Source organism: Actinoallomurus sp. CA-142502, from assembly GCF_050936355.1.
GTDB lineage: Bacteria > Actinomycetota > Actinomycetes > Streptosporangiales > Streptosporangiaceae > Actinoallomurus > Actinoallomurus iriomotensis.
Genome location: NZ_JBNJMY010000001.1, coordinates 5,566,094 through 5,592,228, shown reverse-complemented (window position 1 = coordinate 5,592,228; position 26,135 = coordinate 5,566,094). Strand labels below are relative to the sequence as shown.

Genomic DNA, 26,135 nt, shown 5'->3' with positions numbered 1-26,135 from the left:
ACCCGATGTGCTCAGAAACCGGTGAGGGTGATCTTGCCGACGGCGGTTCCCGACTCCATGATCCGGTGGGCCTCCCGCAGATGGGCGGCGTTGATCACGCCCAGGTCCCGCGTGGCCGTGGTGACCAGGAGCCCCCGGTCCACCAGCCGCGCGATCTGGGTGAGGATGCGGTGCTGCGCCGCCATGTCCGGGGTCTGGAAGAGCGAGCGGGTGTACATGAACTCCCAGTGGAAGGAGATGCTCTTGGCCTTGAGCACGCCGATCGGCAGGGACTCGTAGTCGTCGATGGCGACGATGTGCCCGAACGGTTTGAGCAGGTCGGCGTAGGCGGTGAGGTTGCGTTCGGTGCCGGTGGTGCTGAAGACGTGGTCCAGGCCGTACGGCGCCGGTCCGGCCAGCTGCTCCTTCAACGGCTTGTGGTGGTCGACGACGTGGTGGGCGCCCATGCGCCGGGCGAAGTCGACGGTCTCCGGCCGGGACGCGGTGCCGATCACGGTGAGGCCGGTGAGGGTGCGGACCAGCTGCGTCACCATGGCGCCGACGCCGCCGGCCGCGGCGGTCACCAGCAGCGTTCCGGTCTGGTCCAGGGCGCCGAGGCGCAGGCCGAGGCGTTCGAAGAGTCCCTCCCAGGCGGTGAGGGAGGTCAGCGGGAGCGCGGCCGCCTCGGTGAAGGAGAGGGTGGCGGGTTTGCGGGCGACGATGCGCTCGTCGACGAGGTGGTAGCGGGAGTCGGCGCCGGGCCGGTCGATCGCGCCGGCGTAGTAGACCTCCTCGCCGACCGTGAACAGCTCTACCCGGTCGCCGACCGCGACGACGGTGCCCGCCGCGTCCCAGCCGAGCACCTTCGGCTCGCCGCCGGGGTCGTTGTTCTGACGCACCTTGTAGTCGACCGGGTTGACGGCGACGGCCTCGACCCGGACGAGCAGGTCGCGCGGCCCGGGGCGGGGGACGGGCAGCTCGACGTCCACCAGGCTCTCCTCGTCGTCGACCGGCAGGCTCTCGCGGTAGGCGACGGCGGGCATCGTCGTCTCGATCGTGCTCACGGTGGGCGGGCTCCTCGTTCTGGTTCGGGCGGTACGGGACTCGGCGCTGCACGGACTCGCGCAGGTCGGTAAACCTATTCGTGCGGTAGTGGTTACCCGCAAGGGCCACAGGTACCCATTGGGTACCGTAGGCCGATGACGACGCGCCCCTCGGCTTCCTGCACCGACCCCAAGGACGTCTATGCCGCCGCCTGTCCCTGCCGCGACATGCTGGACCTGCTCGCCAACAAGTGGAGCGCCCTCGCCCTGGGAGCGCTGGAGGGCGGTGCGCAGCGCTTCGGCGCACTGCGCACCCGCCTTCAGGGCGTGAGCCCGAAGGTGCTCACCCAGACTCTGCGCCGCCTGGAGGACCATGGCCTGGTCCACCGGGAGATCTACGCCGAGGTACCGGTCCGCGTGGAGTACAGCCTGACTCCGCTCGGCGCCGACGCCTGCGTTCCCCTCGCCCACCTGCGCTCCTGGGTGGAGCAGAACATCGACCGCTTTCCCCTGGAGCCGTGATCTGGCGGCCGCAAAAAGGGTTGGACGGGTGATGCTCGGGCTTGTAGCGTGCCGTTGACCGTGACACCGCCCGAGGAGGTGAGACCCATGAACGCTGTAGCGATGTGGGTGCTCCCCCTTCCCGTCACGGCCGGGCGACTGACGTAGGTGTCGCCGGGAGCGCCTCACCAACAAGGCACTCCCGAAAGGCGACACCATGCACTCTCAACAGGTCACCACCGACACCTTCGACGTGATCATTGCTGGATGCGGGCCGACCGGTGCGATGCTGGCCGCCGAACTGCGGCTGCACGACCTGCGGGTACTCGTTCTGGAGAAGGAAACCGAGCCCAAGTCGTTCGTCCGCATCGTCAGTCTGCACATTCGCAGCATCGAGCTGATGGCGATGCGCGGACTGCTGGATCGCATTCTCGAACACGGAAGGCGGCGTCCGGTCGGCGGATTCTTCGCCGCCATCGCCAAACCCGCGCCCAAGGATCTGGATTCCGCGCACGCCTATCTGCTGGGCATCCCGCAGCCGGTCCTCGAACGCCTGCTCGAAGAGCATGCGATCGAACTGGGTGTGCAGGTCCGGCACGGTTGTGCGGTGGCCGGTCTCGAGCAGGACGACGAGGGTGTGACCGTCGAGCTGGCCGACGGGGAACGGCTGCGTTCGCGCTATCTCGTCGGCTGTGACGGCGGGCGCAGTACGGTGCGCAAACTGCTCGGTGTCGGCTTCCCCGGCGAGCCCTCGCGAACCGAGACGCTGATGGGCGAGATGAAAGTGGGGGCGCCGCAGGAGGAGATCGCCGCCAAGGTGGCCGAAACCCATCGGCGATTCCAGCTCCGGCCCTTCGGCGAAGGGGTCTACAGCGTCGTGGTCCCGGCCGCGGGAGTCAGCGACCGTGCGGAACCGCCCACCCTCGAGGATTTCAAACGCCAGTTGCGCGCCATCGCCGGAACCGATTTCGGCGTGCACTCCCCGCGCTGGTTGTCTCGCTTCGGGGACGCCACCCGGCTGGCCGAACGGTATCGGGTCGGGCGGGTGCTGCTGGCCGGCGATGCGGCACACATCCATCCACCCACCGGCGGACAGGGCCTCAACGTCGGCGTTCAGGACGCGTTCAACCTCGGCTGGAAACTGGCCGCACAGATCCGCGGCTGGGCGCCGGAGACACTGCTGGACACCTACCAGGCCGAACGCCAGCCGGTCGCCGAGGACGTGCTGGACAACACCCGCGCCCAGATGGAGCTGCACTCCACCGAACCGGGCCCACAGGCCGTGCGCAGGCTGCTCACCGAGCTGATGGACTTCGACGAGGTGAACCGCCATCTGATCGAGAAGATCACCGCGATCGGCGTCCGCTACGACCTCGGCGAAGGCCCCGACCTGCTCGGCCGCCGCCTGCGCGACATCGACGTGAAACAGGGCCGCCTTTACGATCTGCTGCATCGCGGCCGCGGCCTGCTGCTGGACCGCACCGAACGCCTGACCGTCGGCGGCTGGTCGGACCGGGTCGATCACCTCGCGGATGCCACTGCGGGACTGGATGTTCCGTGCGTCCTGCTACGCCCCGACGGCCACGTCGCCTGGATCGGCGACGATCAGCAGGACCTGGACGACCACCTCTCCCGCTGGTTCGGCGAGCCCGCCGGCTGATCCTGCCGCCGTTCACCCCCACCGGTGCGGCCCGCTTTGACCTTCAAGCCGGTTGAAGGCCGACAATCTCGCTCATGGACGACTCCGAGGGGTTCGTGAGCATCGGTGCCTTCGCGCACCGGGTGGGGCTGGCGCCGAGCGCGCTGCGGTTCTACGACGACTGCGGCGTGCTGCGGCCGGCGTTCGTGGACGAGGCGACCGGCTACCGCTACTACCACCCCGACCAGGAGCCCCGCGCCGTCCTCGTACGGCGGCTGCGGAAGGCCGGGCTGCCGCTGACCGAGGCGACGCTGGTGCTGGACGGCCCCCGGGCGCAGGCCCGCGCCGTGCTGGAGGAACACCTGGAACGGGCGCGGGAGACGGCCGCGGCGGCGCGGTCGGCGATCGAGTCGATCCTGCGCGACCTGGCGCCGGGCGAGCCGGTGTGCGGGGCGCGGGTGGGCGGCGCGGAGCTGGCGAGCGCCGTTCGCCAGGTCGCGCCCGCCGTGGCCGACCCGGCGGTCGCCGGGGAGTTTCCCGTGCTCGGCGGGGTGCTGGTCGAGCTCGACGGGCAGGAGCTCCGCCTGGTCGCCACCGACCGTTACCGCCTGGCGGTGCGCACGCTGCGGGCGGAGCTCGTCGAGGGCGGCCCGGGCCGGGTCGTCGCCGACGCCGCGGCGATGAAGGAGGTCGCCGCCTGGGCCGTACGCCATGAGCAGGTCGAGGTGGAGCTCGACGGCTTCGGGGCGCGGGTCCGGGGCGGCGGCCGGGTACGGACGCTGCCGGCGGTCGAGGGGACGTTCCCCGACTACCGGATGCTCCTGGAGGACCGGCCCGCCGTACGGCACCGGCTGATCGCCGACCGGGCGGCGCTGCGGGACCGGCTCGCGGAGGCCGGTGAGACCGTCACCCTGCACGCCGAGGACCACCGCGTCCGCGTCGTCGGCGGCGAACCGCCCGAGGCCGCGGTGCCGGCGATCCGCATCGGCCCGCCGCTGTCGGTCGCCTTCGACCCGGTCGTGCTGGTCGCGGCCCTGGACGCCGGCGTGGGACCCGACGTCCTGCTGGAGGTCTGCGACCCGAGGTCGCCCGTTGTCGTGCGCTCCGCCGACCAGGGCAGCTTCACCACCTTGGTCATGCCGGTCCTGCCCCGGCCCGAACGACAGGCGTGAGGAGAGATACCGATGGATCCGCAGAACCCCGTCGTAGGGCTGTGCGCGGAGGGCATGCGCGCCGAGACCGAGGGCCGCGCCGCCGACGCGCGCGCGCTGTTCGAGCAGGCGTGGCGTACCGCCGCCGACGACTACGAGGCCTGTGTCGCCGCGCACTACCTGGCCCGGCACCAGCCGACGCCGCGGGAGACGCTCCGCTGGAACCAGGAGTGCCTGGAGCGGGCGAACCGGGTCGGCGACGAGCGGGTCACCGGCTTCTACGCCTCCCTGCACCTGAACCTGGCCAAGGCCCACCGGGACCTGGACGAACCCCAGGAGGCACGGCGGCACTTCACGGCCGCGGCCGCGCACGTGAACGACGCGCCGCCGGGCCCCTACGCCGACGGGCTCCGCTTCGCGATCGCCGAAGGGCTGCGCGAGGACGGCGCCGCCGAACGGGCGGACGACGACGCGCTGCGGGACCTGCTGCTGCGGCTGTGCGCGCGGCGGGACCTGCGGGCGCTCGGGCTGGTCCTGCCCGCCTACCTGGGTGACCTGGGGAGCGAGGAGGACCGGGCCCGGCTGGCCGGCGCCCTGCACACGCTGCACGCGACGCGGTGGCTGCCCGAGCGGGAGCAGGAGGCCCTGGGCCGGGTCATCGGCTCGCTCACCGCGGCCTGACGTCCGGCCCGGCGTTCAGCTCCGCCGGCGTGCCGTGGCGGCCAGGGAGCCCAGAAGCCGGAGCGCCTGGCTGCTCGGGGAGGCCGGTTCGGCGTGGTAGACGACGAGTTCCTGCCCGGGGCTGGAGCGGACGTCGAAGGTCTGCATCGTCAACGTCAGCGTTCCGACGTCGTGGTGGTGGAAGCGTTTGCGTTCGAGTGCCTTGCCGCGGGCGTCGTGGTGGGCCCATAGTTCGGCGAACTCGGGGCTTTGGTCGAGCAGTTCGGACAGCACCCGCCGGATGCGCGGGTCGTGCGGTGCCTTGCCGTAGCCGAGCCGGAAGCCGGCCACGGAGTTGCGTGCGACGTCGTGCCAGTCACGGTAGAAGGCGCGCGCGGCCGGGTCGGTGAACACGATGTGCATGAGGTTGCGCGAGTGCGACCAGTCGTGGAAGAGCGCGTCGGCGATGGCGTTCGAGGCGAGCACGTCGTAGGCGCGGTTGTAGACGATGGCGGGGTTGTCCGGCCAGGCGGCCATCAGCTGGAGGAGGCTCGGGTCGACGCGGTCGGGTACGGCGGCGACCCGGGCGCGCGGGCTGAGCCCGGCCAGGCGGTACAGGTGCTCGCGGCCGTCCTCGTCGAGGCGCAGGACGGCGGTCAGGGCGTCGATCACCTGCGCTGAGGGCGTGCGTTCGCGGCCTTGCTCGAGCCGGATGTAGTAGTCGACGCTGACACCGGCCAGCAACGCGACCTCCTCACGTCGCAGGCCGGGGACTCGCCGGTGGCCGACGCTGGACAGATCGGCCTCGCCCGGCGTGACCTGGGCCCGCCGGGCGCGCAGGTAGGCGCCGAGGTCGGAGGGTGTCATACCGACATCGTATGAGCGCGGGCCGGCCGGTTCCTGGGTGCGTTGCTCCCAGGAAGAGGGCGTCCTCCCGCATCGGTTCGGCGGGGCGCAGTGTTGAGGTCATGCCGACGAACCAGACACAGGAACGCCGGGCGGCCGACGGCAAGGTCGTTCTCGTCACCGGGGCCAGCAGTGGCATCGGCGCGGCCGTCGCCGCCCGGCTCGTACGCGAAGGACACCAGGTGGTCGCCGGGGCGCGGCGGACCGACCGGTTGCGGGCGCTCGCCGAGGACACCGCGGAGACGGCGGCCCGCTCCGGCGGGTCCCTGCATCCGGTGCGGCTCGACGTGACGGACCGCCGCGACGTCGCCGCCTTCACCGAGGCCGCCCGGGAACGCTTCGGGCGGGTCGACGTCTTCGTCAACAACGCCGGGGTCATGCCGCTGTCACGGCTCGACTCCCTGCTGGTCGATGAGTGGGACCGGATGGTCGAGGTGAACGTCCGCGGGCTGCTGCACGGGATCGCCGCGGTCCTGCCTCACTTCACCGCGCAGGGTTCGGGGCACTTCGTGACGGTCGCGAGCATCGGCGCGCACCAGGTCGTGCCGACCGGCGCCGTCTACTCCGGCACCAAGTACGCCGCCTGGGCGATCACCGAGGGACTGCGGCAGGAGAGCGATCCGGCGATCAGGGTCACGACCATCTCCCCGGGAGTGGTCACCTCCGAACTCGCCGACTCCATCACCGAGGAGGGAGCCGCGGAGGCCATGCGCACCTACCGGGCGCACGCGATCGGACCGGACGCCGTCGCCGGGGCCGTCTCCTACGCCCTCGCCCAGCCGGCCGACGTGGACGTCAACGAGATCGTCCTGCGGCCCGCCCGGCAACGCTGACACCCCTACCGACGATCGAGCAGAGGAAACATGACCACCAACCAGAACCTCCCGGCTTCCTGGGACCTCGGCGGAAGGGTCGCCGTCGTCACGGGCGCCGCGCGCGGCATCGGGCACGCCACGGCCACGCTGCTGCGGGAGCGCGGCGCCCGCCTGGTCGTCACCGACCGTTCCCCGGCTGTCCGGGAACTCGCCGCGAGCGACCCGGGCGACGTGACCGCGCTCGTCGGTGACGTGGCCGACGAGGAGTTCGCGCGGTCGACCATGCGCGCGGCCACCGACCGGTTCGGCCGGCTCGACATCCTGGTCAACAACGCGGGCCGTACGCTGAACAAGCCGATCACCGAGACCAGCGTCGAGGACTTCGAGGACATCCTGCGGGTCAACGCCGGCGGCAACTTCGTCTAGGCGCGCGAGGCCTTCCGGGTGATGGAGGCCGCCGGCGGCGGCGCGATCGTCTCGATCGCCTCGGTCTCGTCGGTCGTCGCGTTCGCCACGCAGACGGCCTACGCCGCCTCCAAGGGCGCCCTGGCCCAGATCACGCGGGTGCTGGCCATCGAGGGCGGCCCCAAGGGCATCCGCTCCAACGCCGTGCTGCCCGGAGTCATCGACACCGACATCATGGCCGGCGTCGTGGACGACGGCCGGGCGATGCTCGCCTCGTTCGGCGACGCTCACCCGATCGGCCGGATCGGGCGTCCCGAGGAGGTCGCCGAGACCGTCGCCTTCCTCGTGTCCGACGCCGCGAGCTTCGTCACCGGCGCGCTCGTGGCCGTCGACGGCGGATGGACCGCCCAGTGAGCGGCCGCACCGGCGGCGGGGCCGTGTTCGTCGTCGGCGCGGGACCGGGCATCGGCGCCTCGGCGGCCCGCCGCTTCGCCCGTGAGGGCCACCCGGTCGGGCTCATCGCCCGCGACCGGGCCCGCGTCGAGGGCATCGCCGATGTCCTGCGCGGCGGCGGACACCGCGCCGCCGCGGCCACGGGCGACATCACCGACCCCGGCGACATCGCCCGGGCGCTCGGCGAGCTGACCTCGGCCCTCGGGGTTCCCGAGGTCGTCTGTTTCAGCCCGCTCCCGGACGTCCGCCTCATCCGGCCCGTCCTGGACACGACCGCCGAAGACGTCGCAGGCGCCCTGGCGCTGACGGTCGTGGGCGCCACCGCCGTCGTCCAGGCCGTCCTGCCGGGGATGCTGGAGCGCGGCTCGGGCACGCTGCTGTTCACCACCGGCGGCGCGGCCGTACGGCCCAGCCCGGAGCGCGCCGTCAGCGCGGTCGTCTACGCCGGGCTGAGCAGTTACGTCGACCTGCTCGCGCAGGCGCTGCCGCCACGGGGGATCAACGTCGGCCGCGTCACCATCGTCGGCGCCGTGGGGCCGGGGCTCACCCACGAACCCGACGACGTCGCGGAACACCTGTGGCGCCGGCACGCCTCGCCGGCGGAGACGGTGACCGTACTGACCTGAGGTCAGCCCGCCTCGTCCGGCACGCCCACCGGCTGCTGGGAGCGGTGGCTCACGAGCCCCCGCTCGTTCAGGTCCTGCCCGCCGGCGGTCCCGAGCGGCGGGAACTGGAGGACATCGCCCGGCTGGGCCGGGAGAAAGGCGCGATGCGCGCGTTCGCCGCGTTCGGCGCGATGACGATGCCTCGCCCGCCGTGGATCTTCCGCTCCGCGGGGGGACAGGCGGCGCTCGTCCTCGCCGATCGGCTCGGTGTGTCCTGTGCGCGGTTCCCCGGAGGTCACACGGCTTACCAGCAGGGCCCGGAGGAGTTCGCGACTCGGCTCACCGCGATTCTGGACCGGTGTTCCTCCGCTGCCTGCGGGAGTACACCCTCGGGCACGCCCAGAGCGTCGCCGTGCTGCGGCTCGGGGCCGCCGCCCGCAGCCGAAAGCCCAGCCCCGGCGAGCCCGACGACAACGTGCCGGCCGAGGCCGCCGACGTCACCGAACCCGACGACCACTTCGAACTCGGCCTGGCCGCGATGCTGGACGGCTTGCAGTCGGCGCAGGCCGCCAACACCGGATGAAGGCTCACGGCCGACGCGGGTTCTCGTTCCCTTGAGCAACCCAGCGATCGAACCGTCACGAGGTCCCGGCCGTCCGATGCTGCTCAAGGGCCGCGTCACCGGCGGTGGTGTAGCGGGTGAGGGCGGGCACGGCGAGGCGGAGCAGGCCGGCGCCCAGCAGGACGGTGAGGCCACCGCCGACCGCGCTGACGGCCGGGGAGGTCAGCGAGGCGAGGGCACCGGCGCGGAAGTTGCCGACCTGGGGCCCGGCGGCGCCGATGACGAAATCGACGCCGGTGACCCGCCCGCGGAACCCGTCGGGCGTGGCGAGTTGCACGATCGTGGAGCGGACGATGACGCTGATCGTGTCGGCCGCGCCCGCGATGACCAGCAGCGGCAGGCCGAGCCACAGCGTGCGGGCCAGACCGAACCCGGCGATGGCGGCGCCCCAGACCGTCACGCTCGCCAGCAGGGCCCGGCCGGGCCGGGCGATGTGCCCGACCGCGCCGGACAGCGCCGATCCGGCCAGCCCGCCGACGCCGGGCGCGGCGGTGATGAGGCCCAGGGTGGAGGCGGCGCCGCCGAAGTGGGCGGCGTTCAGGGCGGGGAACAGCGCGAACGGCATGCCCAGGACCATCGCGTCGATGTCGGCGAGGAAGACGCCGGCCAGGATCGGCCGCCGGCGGATGAACCGCAGTCCGTCGGCGACGGCGGCGATGCCCGGCCGGGCCGGGCCGCCCTGCGGCGGCATGGCGGGCAGGCGGGCCAGCGCGTACAGGGTGCCGGTGAAGCTGACGACGTCGGCCAGGTAGCACAGCCGCAGGCCACCGGCGGAGGCGACGACCCCGGCCAGCGCCGGGCCGGCCATGAGGCCGACCTGGAAGGACAGCTGGGTCAGCGCGACCCCGGCCGCGACCTGCCCGGCGGGCAGCAGCCGCGGCACGAAGGTGCGGCGCGCGGGCGCGCCGACCGTCCCGAGCAGCGCCTGGACGGCCACGAGTGTGTACAGCGGCCACAGCGCCCGGAGGCCGGCGAACGCCTGGGCGGCCAGGAGCGTGGAGACCACGATGGAGCCGATGTTGGTGACCAGGACGAGACGGCGGCGGTCGACCGCGTCGGCGAAGGATCCGCCGAACAGCCCGAGCAGGATCATCGGCAGGCCCGAGGCCAGCCCGACCGCGCCGACGGCGGCCGAGGAGTGCGTCGTGCGGTAGATCTGCAGGGTCACCGCGAAGGTCGTCATCTGCCCGCCGACGACCGACAGGGACGATCCGACCCACAGGCGGCGGAAGTCCGCCGACCCGCGCAGCGGGCGGATGTCCAGTACCAAGCGGCGATGCCCGGCCACGTCTCATCCCCTCGATCCGCGTACGGTGGGTGCGACATGCGCACGATCACGCACTCCGGCGAGTACGAGCTGGACGTCCGGCGTTCGCGGTTCGTCTGCGCGCTCGCCCGCGTCACCACTGAGGCGGAGGCGCAGGAGTTCATCGCCGGGCGCCGCAGGACCCACCACGACGCGACCCACAACTGCACCGCCTATGTCCTCGGTGAGCATGGCGACCTTACCCGCAGCAACGACGACGGGGAACCGGCCGGCACGGCGGGGCGGCCGATGCTGGAGGTCCTGACGCGCCGTGAGCTGACCGGGACGGTCGCCGTCGTCAGCCGGTACTTCGGCGGCGTGAAGCTGGGCGCGGGCGGCCTGGTCCGCGCGTACGGGCAGGTGGTGCGCGCCACGATCGACCGGGTGGGGATGGTCGAGCGGCAGGCGGTGGTGACGGTGACGGTGGTGGCCGACCATGCTCTCGCCGGGCGGCTGAGCCGTGACCTGCACGCCTCGGCCTACACCCCGGCCGGGTCCCGGTACGGGGCGCGGGCCGAGCTGGACGTGCTGGTGCCGGAGGAGGAGCTGGCGGCGTTCGACGCGTGGGTGGCCGCGGCCGCCGGCGGACGGGTGCGGACCCGCCGCGGCCCGGTCGGACACGTGGACGTGCCGATCATCTGATGATCGTCGGATTGTTGCCAGAAGTTGTCAGGTACGGGCGGCAGGATCGAGGCGTTCCACCGACGAAGGGAAGACATCGATGACCGCCATAGCCTCGCTCGCCATGATCAACCTCGATTGCGCCGACCCGCGCGCGCTCGCGGAGTTCTACCACGGCGTCTTCGGCTGGGAGATCACGCACAGCGAGGATGAGTACGCCATGGTCTCCGACGGGCAGACCTCGATCGGGTTCGGCCGCGTCGAGGGGTTCGCCCCGGCGGACTGGCCGGCCGAGTCCACGCCCAAGCGTTACCACCTCGACCTGTACGTCGACGATCTGGACAAGGCGGTTGCGGCCTGCCAGGAGCTCGGCGCGACGCTGCCGGACACCCAGCCGGGCGGTGACCGCTGGCGCGTGCTGCTGGACGTCGCCGGGCACCCGTTCTGCCTGTGCCCGCGCGCCTCGTAGGCACGATGGTCACGCGCGCGCCGTGTCCGGTTCGGGCCGGGCACGGCGCAGCGGGAACAGCAGGGCGGGCAGCAGGGTCAGGGCGGTGAAGGCCAGCACCCACCAGAAGGCGGCGTCGAACGCCGCGGACGGCGCGCCGCGGTGGTGGGCCAGCCGGTGTTGCAGGATCGCGGTGAGCACGGCCGCGCCGACGGACGCGCCGACCGTCTGCACCGTGGTGATGGCGCTGGTCGCGCCGGGGATCTGGGCGGGCGCGAGCCCTTCGTAGGCGGCGGCCGAGACCGGGACGGCGACGGCCGCGACGCCCATGCCCCAGACCAGCAGCACCGCGCCGAGCGCGACGCCGCCGGTGTGCGGGCCGACCCGGGTGAAGGCCAGGGTGCCGAGGGTGGTGATCGCGATGCCGGCCAGGACGACGGGCCGGGCGCCGATCCGGTCGGTGAGCCGGCCGGTGACGGGCAGGGCGAGCATGGTGCCCAGGCTCTGCGGGGCCAGCAGCAGCCCGGCGGTCAGCGCGCCGTGGCCGCGTACCTGCTGGTAGTACAGCGGCATCAGGATCATCACCCCGAAGACCGACAGCCGGGACAGGAAGTTCAGCGTCGAGGCGGCCGCGAAGGGCCGGTGGGCGAACAGGCGCAGGTCCAGCAGCGGGGCGACCCGCCGCCGGCGCAGCCCGTGGACGGTGAACGCGGCCAGCAGTACGACGCCGGCGGCCAGCAGCGGGATCCGGGCGGTACGGGCGGACACCCCGTACAGGGTCAGGGCGAGCGCGGGCGCCAGCAGCGCCAGGCCGGTCAGGTCCAGCCACCGCGCGCCGGGTTCGCGCGGCGGGGCGGCCGGGATGCCGCGCCGGGCGAGCAGCAGGGCGAGCAGGCCGATGGGGATGTTGACGTAGAAGATCCAGCGCCAGTTACCGGCGTCGATGATCAGGCCGCCGACCAGCGGGCCCAGGATGGGCGCCAGCTGCCCGGGCACGGCCACCAGGGCCATGACGCGCCCGCGCCGGTCGGGGCCTGCCGCCTGGGCGAGGATCATCATGCTCAGCGGCACGATCATGCCGCCGCCGACGCCCTGCAGGGCGCGGAAGGCGATGAGGGCGCCGGCGGACCAGGCCAGGCCGCACAGCGCCGAGCCGATGAGGAAGACCGCCAGCGCGAACCGCCACATGGCGCGGGCGCCGAAGCGTTCGGCCAGCCGGCCGGTGACGGGGATGACCGTCGCGATGGCCAGCAGGTAGGCGGTGCTGACCCACTGGATCGTGGTGACCGAGGTGTGGAACGCGCGGGTGAGGCCGGCCAGGGCGACCGCGACCATCGTCATGTCGAGCATCGCGGTGACGGTGCCGACGATGACGGTGATCCCGAGCCGGAGGAGGGCGGGATCGAGGCGGGCGGGCGGTGTGCGGGACGTGGTGTCGACCATGGAGGCGACACTACACCGTGCAGTGTAGAAGAGCTACACTCCACGGTGTAGCCGAGGAGAGGGGACCCGTGCCCGACACGACCGCCCTGCGTCCGGGGTCGCCCGCCAAGCGCGCCGCGATCATCCGCGCGGCGCTTGAGGTGTTCGTCCGCGAGGGGTACGCGCGCGCCAGCGTCGACGCGATCGCCGAGGCCGCCGGGGTCTCCAAGCGCACGATCTATGACTATTACGGCGGCAAGGAGACCTTGTTCCTGTCGGCGGTGCGCGAGACGGCGGCGGCGCAGGCGGCGGCCTTCGGCGACCTGCTGGACCGTACGCTGGGCGAGGTCACGGACGTGGCGGCGGCGCTGACGGCGTTCGGCCGCGCGTTCGCCACGGAGATGGCCCGCTCGGCCGAACGCGCCGCGGTGATGCGCCTGGTGATCGCCGAGGCGTCCCACTTCCCGGACCTGATCCACGCCGAGCCGCGGGACCGCCCGGTCCAGAGCGCGCTGGCCGCCCGGCTGGCCGAACTGGGCGAGCAGGGCCTGCTGGAGATCGACGACCCGCTGGAGGCGGCCGAGTTCCTGGGCGTGCTGGTCACCGGCCCGGTCAACAACCGGTCCTGGTACGGCACGGTGCATCTGGACCAGGAGGAGATCGACCGCCTGGCCGCCGCGGGTGTCCGCGTCTTCCTGCGCGCCTACGGCCGCTGACCCCCGCGCGGCACCCATCATCGGCGAACCATTCGCCGCCATTGCTCCCGACGTCAATGGTCTGTGCACTCAGCGTAAATGACGCCCGGGTGACTCCAGGTGCACAATCGGACTCATCTCACCGAACGCACCGCGGAGAAAACCGAAATGGGGGGTCACGCTCGACTTGATCCGCACTGACCACCGCTGAACACGTCCACATCTCGCCACGAGGGGAGAATTCGTTGTTCAAGATCCACGCTCTTGCCATCGCGACGATATTCGCGGCGGTATGCACCGCCATCGGGCCGGGAGCCATGGCGGCGAGCGACAACTCGCCCGTGACTCGAACGCCAAGTCCGGCCGAAGACGGCATACCGGAGACTTTCGCCGCACACCGCATGTCACCGGAAGAATGTGCGCACCTCCATAATGCGCACCCAGGTACGCCCTGTGGCACGCTCTCCGAGAAGACCGTCACCGAGTACGGCGTCACGATGCGGGCCGAAGATGAGCACGGCGTGGTCCTGGGCAGTCAGACGATCATCAGCGACCACCCGATCGGCGACGATGACCAGGCCGTCGAACCCGATCCCGTGTGCCGGAAAAGCGATGCGATGTGCGCCGATGGCGCCGGGTGGAAGGGTTGGAAGGCCTCTTCGGGCTGCCGCTCGGCCTACGCCTGGATCCAGGAGAAGAGCTCGATGTTCAGGACGGTCTTGTACCGGTACGAGCACGACATGTACTACTGCTTCAAAAAGAAGCGGATCACGTCGCACTCCGAAGACTCCAAGATCACCAAGAACGACGGCCAGTCCTACCTTCGTGGCACCAAGTACTTCCGCTACTTCTACAACTTCGCCAACATGGGAAGCAGAAGCGGCTATGCCAGCAAGGGCACCGGCTCCATCGAGCGGTGCTGGGTCCACTATGGTTGCGTCGGTGTCCACTATCCGCATGTGGACCTGTACGCTCATGCGGACGGAACCTGGTACTGGAGCACCCAGGTCTAGAATGTGATCGCAGAGCGGACGCAACCCGAACAACGCAGCAGGAGGTTCCCGCGCGAATAGGCGGGAGCCTCCGCAATCCGTGCGGAGCAATCGTGCGCATCCTCAAGACAGCAATCGCCTTCCTCGCCGTCCTCGTCCTGCCCGTCGCTCTCCTTCCTTTCAGCATCGGGCCCGGCGAAATCGCCATAATCGGCATTCTTGCCATACTCGCTGGATACATCACATACCAACGTTCTGCGCCGAAAACAGAACGACCCGGAGGAGAAGGCAACACCTCCGCGTAGCCCGGCGCGCGTGTACGGCGGTCAGGGCAGTACGACGACCTTCCCGGCGGCCTGGTCGTTCTCCATGTGGCGGTGGGCCGCGACGATGTCGTCCAGGCCGAAGACCCGGTCGAGGTTGGGCCGGTAGACGCCGGCCTCGACCTGCTGGACGATCCGCCGCAACAGGGTCGCGCCCGCGCCGCCCTTGAGATCGTCGCTGTGGAAGGCCGTGAGCCTGGTCCCGGACGGGATCATCGCGATCGGTTCGAAGTCCGGGATCAGCCAGCCGCTGAGCGAGCCCGCCACGCACACCGTCCCGCCGCGGCGGACCAGGCGCAGCGAGTCCGCCGCCGTGCTCGCCCCGACCAGGTCCAGCACGTGTTCCGGGCCGTCGGGCCAGATCGCGTGCACGTCGTCCGTCAGTGATCCGCCGGTGTCGAGGAGCGCGTGGTCGACGCCGGCCGCGGTGAGCGCGTCGGTCTTGTCCTGCCGCCGGGTCGTGGCCGCGGTCTCGACGCCGTAGCCGGCCGCGATCGACGCGGCCGCCATCCCCACCGAGGAGGTGCCGCCGCGGATCAGCAACCGTCCCCGGTCGCCCGGCGTGATTCCCAGCGCGTCCAGCGCGCCCTGCGCGGTCAGGTACGTCTCGGGCAGCGCCGCCAGGACGTCCCAGGGCAGCGTGGTGGTGACCGGCATGAGCAGCGCGTTCGGCAACAAGGCGTACTCCGCGTAGCCGCCGTCGAACTCCCGGCCCATCTCGCCCATCACCGCCGCGACGGTCGTCCCGGCCGGCAACGCGGGGTCGGTGGAGACCGCGACGACTCCCACGCATTCGATCCCGAGGATCCGCGGGAACCTCACGTTCGGGGAGTGCCCCTGCCGGGTCCTCAGCTCCGACCGGTTCAGGCCCGCGCCCTTCACCCGCACCAGGCTCCAGCCCGCCCGGACCGCCGGGACCGGCACCTCACGGATCCGCAACACCTCCGGGCCGCCCGCCTGGACGCAGACCGCCGCTCGCATGGTCGTACCGCCTGAGTAAAGATCATCGTGCATGCGTCCACTGTCGCCGGACGGCACGGTGACCGGCCACCGGTAAAGTGCCAACTTATGCCCGTTGGCCGCCAACCTGCCCGACCTGGTCCGACGTCGCGGCTGTGGCCCTCCGGAGGGGCGCACCTGTGGCCGTCGGGGGGCACCAGCTCGGCGCACTCCCATCCACGCGGCCACCTGGTGTACGCGGCGCGTGGCGTCCTGTCGGTGCACACCGAGCGCGGCACGTCGATCGTCCCGGCCAATCGCGTGGGCTGGATCCCGTCCGGGTTCGCGCACTACCACCGCGCGCACGGCGACACCGACATGCGGATCCTGTTCCTGCCCGCGTCCCTGGCCCGGCTCATGCCCGGGCATCCGGCCGTGTTCCTGGTCTCGGACCTGGCCCGCGAGATCCTGCTCACCCTCACGGGGCCGCGCAATTACGACCGCGCGGCGGGCGGGTACGACCGGGCGGCGCGCGCTCGCCTCCGCCGCGTCCTCGTCGACGAACTCCCCGAGGCGCAGGAGCAGCCGCTCCAGCTGCCCGAACCCCGCGATGACCGGCTCCGGGCCCTCGCCCGGATCCTGTACGAAGAGCCGGCGGACAACACCTCTCTGGCCGAACTCGGGCGCAGGGCCGGTGCCAGCGCCCGCACGCTCAGCCGGTTGTTCCAGGGCGAACTCGGCATGACCTTCTATCAGTGGCGCACCCAGCTACGCGTCTACCACGCGCTCGTCCTTCTCGCCGACGGCCACGACACGACCCGCGTCGCCCACGCCTGCGGCTGGGCGAACCCCAGCGGCTTCATCGCCGCGTTCACCGACGTCATCGGCACCACGCCGGGCCGTTACCGGCGCCGCACCCCCTGATCGTCCGGGTTCTCACATCGCCGGTGTGTCCGGTGTGGGGCGGATGTAACCGGGCGCGGCGTCCGGCGTCACACGCGAGAAACGGGCGTTTCGTACGTTCGGCGGCGCTGTCGGATGTGACGAGGGGGCCGTTCGTTGACCGTGAGGGACCCGCGGGCCATCGCCAAGGTGCGGACGGTCTGCTCGTACTGCGGGGTCGGCTGCGGGATGGTCCTGGACGTCGCGACGGGCCCGGACGGGCGCCGTACGGTGGTCAGGGCCGCCGGGGACAAGGCGCATCCGGCGAACTTCGGCCGCCTGTGCACCAAGGGGGCCACGACCGCGGACGTGCTGGCCGCGCCCGGAAGGCTCACCGCGGCGCTGGTGCGTCCCGAGCGCGGCGCCGAGCCGGCACCGACGGGGGTGGACGCGGCGATCGCCGCCACGGCCGGGCGGCTGCGGGAGATCATCGACCGGCACGGCCCGGACGCGGTCGCGCTGTACGTGTCGGGGCAGCTGAGCCTGGAGGCGCAGTACCTGGCGAACAAGCTCGCCAAGGGTTTCATCGGCACGAACCAGATCGAGTCGAACTCGCGGCTGTGCATGGCCAGCGCGGGCACCGGCTACAAGCTGTCGCTGGGCGCCGACGGGCCGCCCGGCTCCTACCAGGACTTCGACGCGGCCGACGTGTTCCTCGTCATCGGCTCCAACATGGCCGACTGCCACCCGATCTTGTTCCTGCGGATGATGGAGCGGGTGAAGGCGGGCGCCAAGCTGATCGTCGTCGATCCGCGGCGCACCGCGACCGCCGACAAGGCCGACCTGTTCCTGCGGATCAGGCCGGGTACGGACCTGGCACTGCTGAACGGCCTGCTGCACCTGCTCGCCGAGGGCGGGCACCTGGACGAGTCCTTCATCGCCGACCGTACCGAGGGCTGGGAGGCGACGGCGGAGCTGCTGGCCGACTACCCGCCCGCCGCCGTCGCCGAGATCACCGGCATCCCCGAGCAGGACCTTCGTACCGCGGCCGAGTGGATCGGGTCCGCCGGGGAGTGGATGAGCTGCTGGACGATGGGGCTCAACCAGAGCACCCACGGCACCTGGAACACCAACGCCCTGATCAACCTGCACCTGGCCACCGGCGCGATCTGCCGGCCGGGCAGCGGCCCGTTCTCCCTGACGGGCCAGCCCAACGCCATGGGCGGCCGGGAGATGGGCTACATGGGTCCCGGCCTGCCCGGCCAGCGTTCGGTGCTGGTGGAAGCCGACCGCGCGTTCACCGAACGGCTGTGGGGCCTGGCGCCGGGCACCATCCGCGAGGACGGTGCCGGCAAGGGAACCGTCGAGATGTTCCAGCGGATGGCCGGCGGCGACATCAAGGCCTGCTGGATCATCTGCACCAACCCCGTCGCCTCGGTCGCCAACCGCAGGACCGTCATCGACGGGCTGGAGGCGGCCGAGTTCGTGGTGACCCAGGACGTCTTCGCCGACACCGAGACCAACGCCTACGCCGACGTGGTCCTGCCCGCCGCCCTGTGGACCGAGACCGAGGGCGTGCTGGTCAACAGCGAACGCGACGTCACACTCGCCCGGCCGGCCGCCGACCCGCCCGGTGAGGCACTGCCGGACTGGCTGATCATCGCCCGGGTGGCCTGCGCGATGGGCTACGCGGACGCCTTCTCCTACGCGAGTGCGGAGGAGGTCTTCGAGGAGCTCAAGGGCGCCTGGAACCCGGCGACCGGCTATGACCTGCGCGGCGTGACCTACCAGCGGCTGCGGGCCACCCCCGTGCAGTGGCCCGCCCCGGACCCGGGCGGCCCCGACCGCAACCCGATCCGGTACCTGGACGGGGACGGGCCGGTCTTCCCGACCGCGAGCGGCCGGGCGGTGTTCTTCGCCCGCCCGCACGTGCCCGCCGCCGAGATGCCCGACGACGCCTTCCCGTTCGTCCTCAACACCGGACGCCTGCAGCACCAGTGGCACACCCTCACCAAGACCGGCAAGGTCGCCAAGCTCAACCGGCTCAACCCGGCCCCGTTCATCGAGGTGCATCCGCGGGACGCGCGGGAACTGGGCATCGGCGAGGGCGACCAGGTGGAGGTCGCCTCCCGGCGCGGCCGGGCCGTGCTGCCGGCGGTGGTGACCGAACGCGTGCGGCCCGGCTGCTGCTTCGCGCCGTTCCACTGGAACGACCTGTTCGGGGAGTACCTGAGCATCAACGCGGTGACCAGCGACGCGGTCGATCCGCTGTCTTTTCAGCCGGAGTTGAAGGTGTGCGCGGTGTCGCTGGCCACGGTCGCCGCGCCGTCCCCTGGTGGCACCCGGACGCTCGTGCCGGCCGGGGCGGCTTCGGCGGCGGCCGTCTTCGGGGTGCGGGACGTGGCCCCGCCGGTACTGACCGAGCCCGAACGCCGCTACCTCGCCGGGTTCCTGGAGGGGCTGGAGTCGGGGGCGCCGGGCGTTCCCGTGCTGCCGCCCACGGCGCCGTTCAGCCGGGACACCGCCCTGTGGGTGAACGGTGTCCTGGCCGGCCTGCGCTCGCGGGTCCCGTGGTCCGCGGACGAACCCGCGGCGGACGCGAAGGGCGCCGGCCGTGAGGTCGCGGTGCTGTGGGCGTCCCAGACGGGCACCGCCGAGGAGTTCGCCGCGATCGCCGCCGAACGGCTCACCGGCGCCGGGCACCGGGTCACCGTCCGTTGCATGGACGACGCCGAGCCGCGGTCGCTGCCGTCCGCCGACCTGCTGCTGATCAGCAGCACGTTCGGCGACGGGGACGCACCGGACAACGGCTCGGGTTTCTGGGACGCCCTGGCCTCCGAGGACCTGCCGCGCCTGGACGGGGCCCGCTATGCCGTCCTGGCCTTCGGCGACTCCTCCTATGACGACTTCTGCGGGCACGGGCGCCGCCTGGACCGGCGTCTGGAGGAGCTGGGCGCCGTACGGCTGGCCCCGCGTACCGACTGCGAACCGGACTATGAGGCCTCCGCCCAGGCCTGGCTGGAACAGGTCCTGTCCGCCCTGGGGGCTCCTTCACCGGCCGTGACCGTCCCGGGGCCCGCGCCCGCCGCCCGGCCCGCCGGAGCGGGTGTCACGACGGCCCGGCTCACCGGCAACCGGCTGCTCAGCGGCCCAGGGTCGGGCAAGGAGGTCCGGCGGTTCACCTTCGACCTGCGCGACGGCGACGTCCCGCCGGTCTACCAGGCCGGTGACGCGCTGGGGGTGCGCCCGGTCAACTGCCCGGACCTGGTGGCCGAGTGGCTGGCCGTCACCGGACTGGACTCCGGCACCGCCGTCGAGCTCGACCGCGTCGGCGAGGTCCCGCTCGGGGAGGCCCTCCACCGGCACCTGGACATCACCAGTATCACCCCGGACCTGCTGCGTTTCATCACCGAACGCACCGGCGACCGCGGGCTGAAGAGGCTGCTGCGCCCGGACAACAAGGGCCAGCTCGCCCAGTGGTCCTGGGGACGTCAGGCCGTCGACGTGCTCGCCGAGCATCCGGTCCGCGCCACCGCCGGGGAATGGGCGCAGGTCCTGGGCCGCCTGCGTCCCCGCCTGTACTCGATCTCCTCCAGCCCGCTCACCCAGCCGCACGAGGTCGCGCTGACGGTCTCGGTCGTCCGGTACGGCAACCCCCGCGGCCGCGCCCGCAAGGGCGTCTGCTCGACCTTCCTCGCCGACGCCGCCCCCGGCTCCCCGATACCGGTCCACATCCAGCGTTCCGCCCACTTCCGGCCCCCGTCCGATCCGGCCACCCCCATGGTGATGGTCGGCCCGGGCACGGGGATCGCGCCGTTCATCGGCTTCCTGCATGAACGGCGCGCCCGTGGTCACCGCGCCCCCAACTGGCTGTTCTTCGGTGAGCAGCACCGCGCCAGCGACTTCTACTACCAGGAGGAGCTGACCGCCCTGCGGGACGAGGGCTACCTGGACCGGATCGACACCGCCTTCTCCCGTGACCAGCGCGCCCGGATCTACGTCCAGGACCGCATGCGCGAGCAGGGGCACCGGCTGTGGTCCTGGCTCCAGGACGGCGCCCACCTGTACGTGTGCGGCGACGCCTCACGCATGGCCAAGGACGTGGACCGGGCGCTGCGCGACATCGCCGTCACCCACGGCGGGCTGAGCGCCGACGGCGCCGCCGCGTACCTCAAGCAGCTCACCGCCGCCCGGCGCTACGTCCGCGACGTGTACTGACCGGATGATGCCTCAGGCCGGGTGGGCGGCATTGAGCCGGCCGGCTTCGCCGGCCCGGCCGAGCCGTTCGAGGGCGCGGGCGAGCGCGTGCGCCGCGGAGACACGCAGCGGCGATTCGGGCGGGGCGGAGTCGAACGCGGCTCGCAGCACCGGCTCGGCGAGGTCGGGCCGGTCGGCGTCGAGGAGGACGCCGCCGTGCAGCAGATCCATCTCCGCCGCCTCGGCCGGCCGGCCGAGTCGCCGGAACGCCGCCGCCGCGCGCGCGGCCCGGTCCGTGGCCTCCTGGGTACGGCCGGCGCCGGCCAGGATGTGCGCGGCGCTGCGGAAGGTCAGCGCCCAGCCGTTGGTCAGCTGCGCGGCGGGTTCGGGCGGCAGCGCGCGGGTGGCCTGTTCGGCCTGGGCCAAGGCGGTGAGGGCCTGCTGTCCCTCGCCGGCCCAGTGCAGGGACAGCGCCTCGGCCGCGCGGCACAGGGCGGTCAGGTGCGGGTTGCCGAGCCGGGCGGCGACGTCACCGGCCGTACGGTAGGTCTGTGCCGCCTTGGCGTCCTGGTCGAGCAGGTCGTGGATCTGCGCGGTGGGGATGAGGGCGTTGACGAGCAGCAGCGGGTCGTCTCGCGTGCGGGCGTCGCCCGCCAGCTTGTCGTACTCCTCCAGGGCGAGGGTGTGGTCACCGAGCATGCGGTAGCCCTCGGCGAGCAGGAGACGGTTGTCGTCGGCGATCCGCGGCCGGTCCAGCCGGCCGAGTTCGCGCAGCCGGTCCAGCCACGCGGCGACGTCGTCGGCCGCCTGCACGGCGTCCTCGATGCGACCGGCCGCGCGGTAGGCGACGGCGAGTTCGTATCCCTGCTCGGCGGTGTCGTCGTCGCGGGACCGGGCCTCGCCGACCGCGTCGATGAGGTCCTCCAGCGCGTCGGCCGGCCGTCCGGCGCCGATGAGCGCGAGGCCGCGGCGGTACCGCAGGTAGCCGCGGAGCCGCGCGGGCGCGGCCGGGGGGAGCGCGGCGAGTTCCCGTTCGACCATGGCGAGGAAGAGTCCCGGGGTGCCCGCCCGGTCGTGCGCCTTGCGCGTGGCCTCATGGGCGGCGATCAGCCGGCCGGGGGAGCCGGCGGCGGTGAAGGCGCCCCGCGCGACGTCGGCCAGGGCCATCACCTGCGCGGGCGCGGCGTTGTCGAACTCGCGCCAGCGCGCCTCGGTGAGGGCCAGCGAGCCGATGAGGACCGCGTCGCCGGCGAGCCGGGCGTGGTGGGCGCCGCGGGCCAGCGCGCGGTAGGCGTCGTTGTCCTGCCGGGCCTGGACGAGCGAGCGGGCGTGCAGCAGCTCACCGTAGGCGATCATCTGGTGGTCGCCGGTGCGGTGAAGTTCCCCGACGGCCCGCGCGACCGTCTTCACCCCTTTCCTGGGCTGGTCGTGGCGGCTCAGCCAGTGACCGAGCCGGCACAGGCACACCAGGTGGCGCAGGTGGTCCCCGGCCTGGCGGTGGGCGTCGGCGGCCCACTGGAACCGGTTCTCGGCCTCGGCGTCGTCGTCGGCGGCGAGCAGTGCGGTGAGTTCGGTGTGCCGCGCGGCCAGGTGCGGCGGGGGCGTGCCGACGGCGTCCAGGCAGCGGCGCGCCTCGGTGCGCTCTTCTCGCTGCTCGTGCCATTCGGCCTGGTTCAGCAGCGTCTCGGGCGGTGTTCCGGGCGGGATCGGCGCGGGCCGGGGCGCCTTGCGGGCGGTCGGGGTGAGCGGCAGGAAGTCGGTGACGGGTGCGGCGGCCAGCCGCGCGCGGATCCGGTCGCCCTGGTGGGTGGTGCCGTTGCGCCGGTCGAAGCGGGCGGCCAGCTCCCGCGCGGTGGTCTCCATCTCCTGGTGCAGCTCCGCCAGGGTCCAGGTGAGGTCCGATCCGGACCCGCGGACGGTTTCGGCGCCCCGGCCCGCCTCGACGAGCCGCCGCAGCAGGACCGCCCCGGCGGTGGCGAACTCCATCTTGCCGTTCGGCCGGTTCAGCGTGGGGTAGCCGCCGAGGTGTTCCCGCAGCGCGGACAGGCCGGTCTCCTCGTTGCCGGTCAGCGCGCAGAACTCCACTTTCATGCCGCCGTACTCGAACCGGTAGACGTCCTGGTACATCGCCCGGCGGGCCCGGTGGAAGGCCGTGGCGGCCTCCTCGAAGCGGCCGGCGCGGGCCAGCGGCAGCAGCATCAGGCACTGGATGGGCGCGGGCGGCTCGGTGAAGGTGACCTGCCCGGACAGCACCGGCCCGGCCAGGGCCAGCGCCCGTTCGACCGAGGCGTCGTCGCCGCGTAGGACGAGCCGTTCGACCTCGGCCTCGAAGTCCCACACCGAGTCGGGGTCCGGTCCGCCGGCGGTCTTCCACGCCCGGTGGCAGCGTTCCTCCTCAGGCCAGTCACGGGCGAGCTGGGCGACCCAGCGGCGGGCGTCGTGGACTCGGCGCAGGCTGTGGCCGCCGGCGCGGAAGCGGCGTTCCATGTCCTCGAAGGCGCCGTAGATCTGGGCCAGGCTGATCTCGGGGAACTCGGCCATCGACTGGGCGATGTGGGCGTACCAGTTGCGCAGCGCGTAGTCCGCCTCCGGCCCGAACTCGCCCGGGCGCGCGTCGTACTCGCTCAGGCAGCGGGAGAACAGCGGGAACGCCTTGTCCCACTGCCGGCCGACGCTGTAGGCGTTGGCCAGGTCGCGGCGCGCGGCGAAGGCCAGCCGGTGCAGGCCGCCGGCGTCGGCGTGCCGTACGACGTCCTCCATCAGCGCGGTCTTCGCCTCGCCGTACCGCATCTGCCGGGCGTGGTCGAGCATGGCGGCCAGTTCGGCCTCGGTCCGGCTCATCGGGTGCCTCCGGCGGCCATCGCCCACTCGAGCAGGCCGAGGAACGAGTGGTTGAGCAGCGCGCTGTCCTGCGGCCGCAGCGGGTGGTGGCCCGACAGCAGCGCCTGGCCGTACAGGGCCTGGACGCCCAGGGCGGCCAGTGACGGGTCGGCGGCTTCGGCGACCCGCCGTACGACGGGGTTGCGCAGGTTGAGGATCAGCTGCGGCCGTTCGCCGGCACCGGTGGCGTCCACGGCGCCGAGGACGCCGGCCCACAGTTCGTTCGCGGCCGACCGGGCCGACCGCATCTCCTCGGCCTGGGCCGCGGCGCGGCTCAGCACGTACAGGGCGGGCAGCGACGGCGGGTCGAAGGAGCGCGGCGCCATGTCGCAGCCGAGCGCGTGGAGGGTGTCGGCGGCGAGCCGCAGGAACGGTCGCAGGCGGGCCTCCAGGGCCGGGTCCGGCGGTTCGAAGTAGGTCGTCAGCTCGGCGGGTTCCAGGCGCCGTACGGTGATCGCCGGGTCCAGCAGCGGCAGCCGCCGCATGATCTCGATGTCGTAGGCGTATCCGCCGTTGACCAGGCCGAAGTTCTGCGCGCCGGCGACCGCGGCCAGCTCACGGAACTCATCGGCCGTCGCGGTGTAGCGCACGACCGGGTGGCGCCGGCGGAACTCGTCGAGGGTCATCGGCCCGGCCGCGGTCTCCATCGGCCACCAGCGGTCCACCACGCGCAGCATCTCCACGTCGTGCAGCGCGAGCGCCTTGACGCCCAGGTGGTGCACGGACAGGAAGCGCTGGAGCCGGTCCGGCGCGGTGGCGGCGAGGCGTACCAGCCAGTCGCGTACCTGTGCGCCCAGCGCCTCGCGGGTGTCGGCGAGCAGGTCGTCCTCATACAGCGCCTCGCGGCCGGCGGTCGGCCGCAGCTCGCCGGTGTCGACGACGCAGCGGACGAAGAACGCCCATTCGGGCAGCAGCTTGTCCACGCTGTCGGACAGCAGCATCCGGCGCAGGTACACCCGGTGTCCCGATCGGGCGGCCGGGTTGGCGGCCATCGGCAGCACGAACGCCAGCCCGGTCAGCCCGGCCTCGGGGACGGCCAGGTCGATCACGTCGAACGGGGCGAAGCCGAACACGCGCTCGGCGTACTCGCGCAGCGCCGCGGCCCGTACGGCGGGGGAGGGGTGGCGGTGCTGCCAGGGCAGGGCGCCGGAGTTCACCCGCCGGCCGCCGATGGAGATCTCCACCGGCAGCGCGTCGGCGTAGCGGACCGCCAGGTCGGCGACCATCGCGCCGGTCAGCCACGGCTCCATGCCGGGCCGGGGCCGGAGCGTCACCGTGGTTCCGGGTTCGGGCCGTTCCCGCGCGGCGGGCGTCACGCGGTACCGGCCGTCGGACCGGCCGGTCCATTCCACCGTCGGGCCGCCGCGGGCGGAGCGGGTCAGCACGCGTACCTCGTCGGCGACCAGGAAGCAGGACAGCAGTCCGATGCCGAACCGGCCGAGGAACTCGTGCCGCGCCATGCCGAGTTCGTCCCGTTTGGAGCTGCGGCCGATGGTGGCGAGCAGTTCGTGCACCTCGGGCTCGGACAGGCCGATGCCGTCGTCGCGTACCCGCAGCGTGCCGTCGCCGGTGGTCTCGGGCGGGTCGATGGCCACCACGGCCGGTGCGTCCGGGTCGGCCTGCCGGCGGGCGGTGATCGCGTCGACCGCGTTCTGCAGGAGTTCGCGCAGGTACACCTGGGGGCTGGTGTATAGGTGGTGGCTGAGCAGATCGACCACGCCTCGCAGATCAACCTGGAAGGCCCGCTCCACGCCCCGCCCCTCGTGCCCGTGTTCCCGTCAGGGAATCGTAGTGCCAGGCCGATCACCGGGACGCGGGTCACCACCATGATCCTTCAAATGGGACAATGCGGGACATGTCTCACCAGTCCGTGGCGAGGACGCGACGCGCCGCCGTCACGGCCGTCCTCATCCTGCTGGGTGCCCTCGCCGTGGTCTCGCTCGTCGCCGTCCTCGTCGTGACGCAGGCACCGGACGGCGTCCGTGACCTGCACGCCTACCAGCGGGCGGCACGCTGCCCGGCGGCCCCGTCCGGGTCCGCCGACTGCCGCTGGACCGAGCCGTTCACGGTGACCGGCGTCCATTACGCCCGCGGCCGCAACGACTCGCACCGCGCCTACCTGACCGGTCCCGACGGCAGGCGGTGGACGACGGCGTACGCCTCCGGCGGTCCCCTGCTGTACGGCATCGGCGAGGGCGACCGGGTCACCGGCACCCTCTGGCGCGGCCGGCTGACCGAGATCGCGACCGGGGGCGTGTCCCAGGAGACGATGGACGCCCCGGCCGACATGCGCGCCCGGGTCCTCGTCCTCGCGGTGATCGTCATCCCTCCCGGTCTGCTCCTGGCGGCCGCGTGCGTGTGGCGGCTGTGCCGCCTGCGCGCCGCCCCGACGCCGGGTCTGGTCGCCACCAGGGGCCTGGCCGCCGGGCTGTTCCTCGGCCCGTTGTTCAGCCTCCTCCCGCTGGGCCACCGGGCCGAGAACCCGTGGTGGGTCACGGGCGCCTGGCTGATCATCGCCACCCTCCTGACCGTCGTGGCCCGCGTCTACGTCAACCAGAAACGCGACCACGAGGACGAACCCGCCCTCGGCGAGCGGCACGCCGCGGCGGGCTAGGAGCCGGCCCTTGGCCGACCAGCGGAACCGAATACGG

The 26,135-nt window shown here is 72.6% G+C and carries 23 protein-coding genes and 1 pseudogene; 16 read left to right on the top strand and 8 right to left on the bottom strand.

All coding sequences use genetic code 11. The features are described 5' to 3' along the window. Positions 1-11 precede the first annotated feature (11 nt). Complete coding sequence (locus ACQEV1_RS26615; RefSeq protein ID WP_433396831.1) at positions 12-1,043, bottom strand: zinc-binding alcohol dehydrogenase family protein; 1,032 nt, start codon at positions 1,041-1,043, stop codon at positions 12-14. Positions 1,044-1,178: 135 nt separating this feature from the next. Between ACQEV1_RS26615 and ACQEV1_RS26610 the strand changes: the two genes are divergently transcribed. The 4 genes from ACQEV1_RS26610 to ACQEV1_RS26595 all read left to right on the top strand — a co-directional run bounded on the left by ACQEV1_RS26610 (position 1,179) and on the right by ACQEV1_RS26595 (position 4,994). Continuing rightward, positions 1,179-1,544: a winged helix-turn-helix transcriptional regulator gene (locus ACQEV1_RS26610; protein WP_433396829.1), complete on the top strand. Its 366-nt coding sequence runs from the start codon at positions 1,179-1,181 to the stop codon at positions 1,542-1,544. A gap of 196 nt (positions 1,545-1,740) precedes the next feature. After that, the gene (gene rox / locus ACQEV1_RS26605; RefSeq protein ID WP_433396827.1) at positions 1,741-3,183 is read left to right on the top strand and encodes a rifampin monooxygenase; all 1,443 of its coding nucleotides are present in this window, start codon (positions 1,741-1,743) and stop codon (positions 3,181-3,183) included. Positions 3,184-3,257: 74 nt separating this feature from the next. After that, positions 3,258-4,334, top strand: coding sequence for a MerR family transcriptional regulator (locus tag ACQEV1_RS26600; protein ID WP_433396825.1), 1,077 nt, complete (start codon positions 3,258-3,260; stop codon positions 4,332-4,334). A 12-nt stretch (positions 4,335-4,346) separates the two neighbouring features. Continuing rightward, a complete protein-coding gene (locus ACQEV1_RS26595) occupies positions 4,347-4,994 on the top strand; it encodes a hypothetical protein (RefSeq protein WP_433396823.1) in 648 nt (215 codons plus the stop codon). 15 nt (positions 4,995-5,009) lie between these two features. Here the strand turns inward: ACQEV1_RS26595 and ACQEV1_RS26590 are convergent, their stop codons facing one another. Next, positions 5,010-5,840: a helix-turn-helix transcriptional regulator gene (locus ACQEV1_RS26590; protein ID WP_433396821.1), complete on the bottom strand. Its 831-nt coding sequence runs from the start codon at positions 5,838-5,840 to the stop codon at positions 5,010-5,012. Positions 5,841-5,941: 101 nt separating this feature from the next. On the opposite strand from ACQEV1_RS26590, the gene ACQEV1_RS26585 reads away from it, so the two are divergent. From ACQEV1_RS26585 to ACQEV1_RS26575, 3 genes and pseudogenes are all read left to right on the top strand, one after another. Then, a complete protein-coding gene (locus ACQEV1_RS26585; protein WP_433396819.1) occupies positions 5,942-6,712 on the top strand; it encodes an SDR family oxidoreductase in 771 nt (256 codons plus the stop codon). A 30-nt stretch (positions 6,713-6,742) separates the two neighbouring features. After that, a pseudogene (locus ACQEV1_RS26580) lies at positions 6,743-7,513 on the top strand (SDR family NAD(P)-dependent oxidoreductase). Further along, complete coding sequence (locus ACQEV1_RS26575) at positions 7,510-8,178, top strand: SDR family oxidoreductase (RefSeq protein WP_433396817.1); 669 nt, start codon at positions 7,510-7,512, stop codon at positions 8,176-8,178. Before ACQEV1_RS26580 ends, ACQEV1_RS26575 begins: the two are co-directional and overlap by 4 nt. 2 nt (positions 8,179-8,180) lie before the next feature. Here ACQEV1_RS26575 and ACQEV1_RS26570 read toward each other — a convergent pair whose 3' ends face one another. Beyond that, on the bottom strand, positions 8,181-8,456 hold the full coding sequence (locus tag ACQEV1_RS26570) for a hypothetical protein (protein WP_433396815.1): 276 nt from the start codon (positions 8,454-8,456) through the stop codon (positions 8,181-8,183). A gap of 59 nt (positions 8,457-8,515) precedes the next feature. On the opposite strand from ACQEV1_RS26570, the gene ACQEV1_RS26565 reads away from it, so the two are divergent. Continuing rightward, on the top strand, positions 8,516-8,740 hold the full coding sequence (locus ACQEV1_RS26565) for a hypothetical protein (protein ID WP_433396813.1): 225 nt from the start codon (positions 8,516-8,518) through the stop codon (positions 8,738-8,740). Positions 8,741-8,795: 55 nt separating this feature from the next. On the opposite strand, the gene ACQEV1_RS26560 is transcribed toward ACQEV1_RS26565, so the two are convergent. Then, the gene (locus ACQEV1_RS26560) at positions 8,796-10,067 is read right to left on the bottom strand and encodes an MFS transporter (protein WP_433396811.1); all 1,272 of its coding nucleotides are present in this window, start codon (positions 10,065-10,067) and stop codon (positions 8,796-8,798) included. A gap of 36 nt (positions 10,068-10,103) precedes the next feature. On the opposite strand from ACQEV1_RS26560, the gene ACQEV1_RS26555 reads away from it, so the two are divergent. Next, complete coding sequence (locus ACQEV1_RS26555; protein ID WP_433396809.1) at positions 10,104-10,727, top strand: IMPACT family protein; 624 nt, start codon at positions 10,104-10,106, stop codon at positions 10,725-10,727. A 79-nt stretch (positions 10,728-10,806) separates the two neighbouring features. Next, a complete protein-coding gene (locus ACQEV1_RS26550) occupies positions 10,807-11,175 on the top strand; it encodes a VOC family protein (protein WP_285624354.1) in 369 nt (122 codons plus the stop codon). A 9-nt stretch (positions 11,176-11,184) separates the two neighbouring features. On the opposite strand, the gene ACQEV1_RS26545 is transcribed toward ACQEV1_RS26550, so the two are convergent. Then, positions 11,185-12,597, bottom strand: a complete 1,413-nt coding sequence (locus tag ACQEV1_RS26545; protein WP_433396806.1) for an MDR family MFS transporter — start codon at positions 12,595-12,597, stop codon at positions 11,185-11,187. A gap of 68 nt (positions 12,598-12,665) precedes the next feature. Here ACQEV1_RS26545 and ACQEV1_RS26540 point away from each other — a divergent pair, with 68 nt between their 5' ends. The 3 genes from ACQEV1_RS26540 to ACQEV1_RS26530 all read left to right on the top strand — a co-directional run bounded on the left by ACQEV1_RS26540 (position 12,666) and on the right by ACQEV1_RS26530 (position 14,568). Then, on the top strand, positions 12,666-13,292 hold the full coding sequence (locus ACQEV1_RS26540; RefSeq protein WP_433396804.1) for a TetR/AcrR family transcriptional regulator: 627 nt from the start codon (positions 12,666-12,668) through the stop codon (positions 13,290-13,292). Positions 13,293-13,516: 224 nt separating this feature from the next. Beyond that, entirely contained in the window at positions 13,517-14,284 is a 768-nt protein-coding gene (locus ACQEV1_RS26535) for a hypothetical protein (protein ID WP_285624361.1), read from the top strand. A 92-nt stretch (positions 14,285-14,376) separates the two neighbouring features. Continuing rightward, on the top strand, positions 14,377-14,568 hold the full coding sequence (locus ACQEV1_RS26530) for a hypothetical protein (protein WP_285624364.1): 192 nt from the start codon (positions 14,377-14,379) through the stop codon (positions 14,566-14,568). Positions 14,569-14,589: 21 nt separating this feature from the next. On the opposite strand, the gene ACQEV1_RS26525 is transcribed toward ACQEV1_RS26530, so the two are convergent. After that, entirely contained in the window at positions 14,590-15,600 is a 1,011-nt protein-coding gene (locus tag ACQEV1_RS26525; RefSeq protein ID WP_433396802.1) for a zinc-binding dehydrogenase, read from the bottom strand. A 54-nt stretch (positions 15,601-15,654) separates the two neighbouring features. Between ACQEV1_RS26525 and ACQEV1_RS26520 the strand changes: the two genes are divergently transcribed. Beyond that, positions 15,655-16,449, top strand: coding sequence for an AraC family transcriptional regulator (locus ACQEV1_RS26520; protein ID WP_433396800.1), 795 nt, complete (start codon positions 15,655-15,657; stop codon positions 16,447-16,449). A 141-nt stretch (positions 16,450-16,590) separates the two neighbouring features. Then, positions 16,591-20,625 carry a molybdopterin-dependent oxidoreductase gene (locus tag ACQEV1_RS26515; protein ID WP_433405976.1) on the top strand — a complete coding sequence of 1,345 codons (4,035 nt, stop codon included), beginning with the start codon at positions 16,591-16,593 and terminating at the stop codon, positions 20,623-20,625. Positions 20,626-20,637: 12 nt separating this feature from the next. Here the strand turns inward: ACQEV1_RS26515 and ACQEV1_RS26510 are convergent, their stop codons facing one another. Then, entirely contained in the window at positions 20,638-23,445 is a 2,808-nt protein-coding gene (locus tag ACQEV1_RS26510; protein ID WP_433396798.1) for a hypothetical protein, read from the bottom strand. Beyond that, entirely contained in the window at positions 23,442-25,235 is a 1,794-nt protein-coding gene (locus ACQEV1_RS26505; protein ID WP_433396796.1) for an HSP90 family protein, read from the bottom strand. Before ACQEV1_RS26505 ends, ACQEV1_RS26510 begins: the two co-directional genes overlap by 4 nt. Positions 25,236-25,339: 104 nt before the next feature. Between ACQEV1_RS26505 and ACQEV1_RS26500 the strand changes: the two genes are divergently transcribed. Further along, positions 25,340-26,098, top strand: a complete 759-nt coding sequence (locus ACQEV1_RS26500) for a hypothetical protein (RefSeq protein WP_433396794.1) — start codon at positions 25,340-25,342, stop codon at positions 26,096-26,098. The last annotated feature ends 37 nt before the right edge of the window (positions 26,099-26,135 follow it).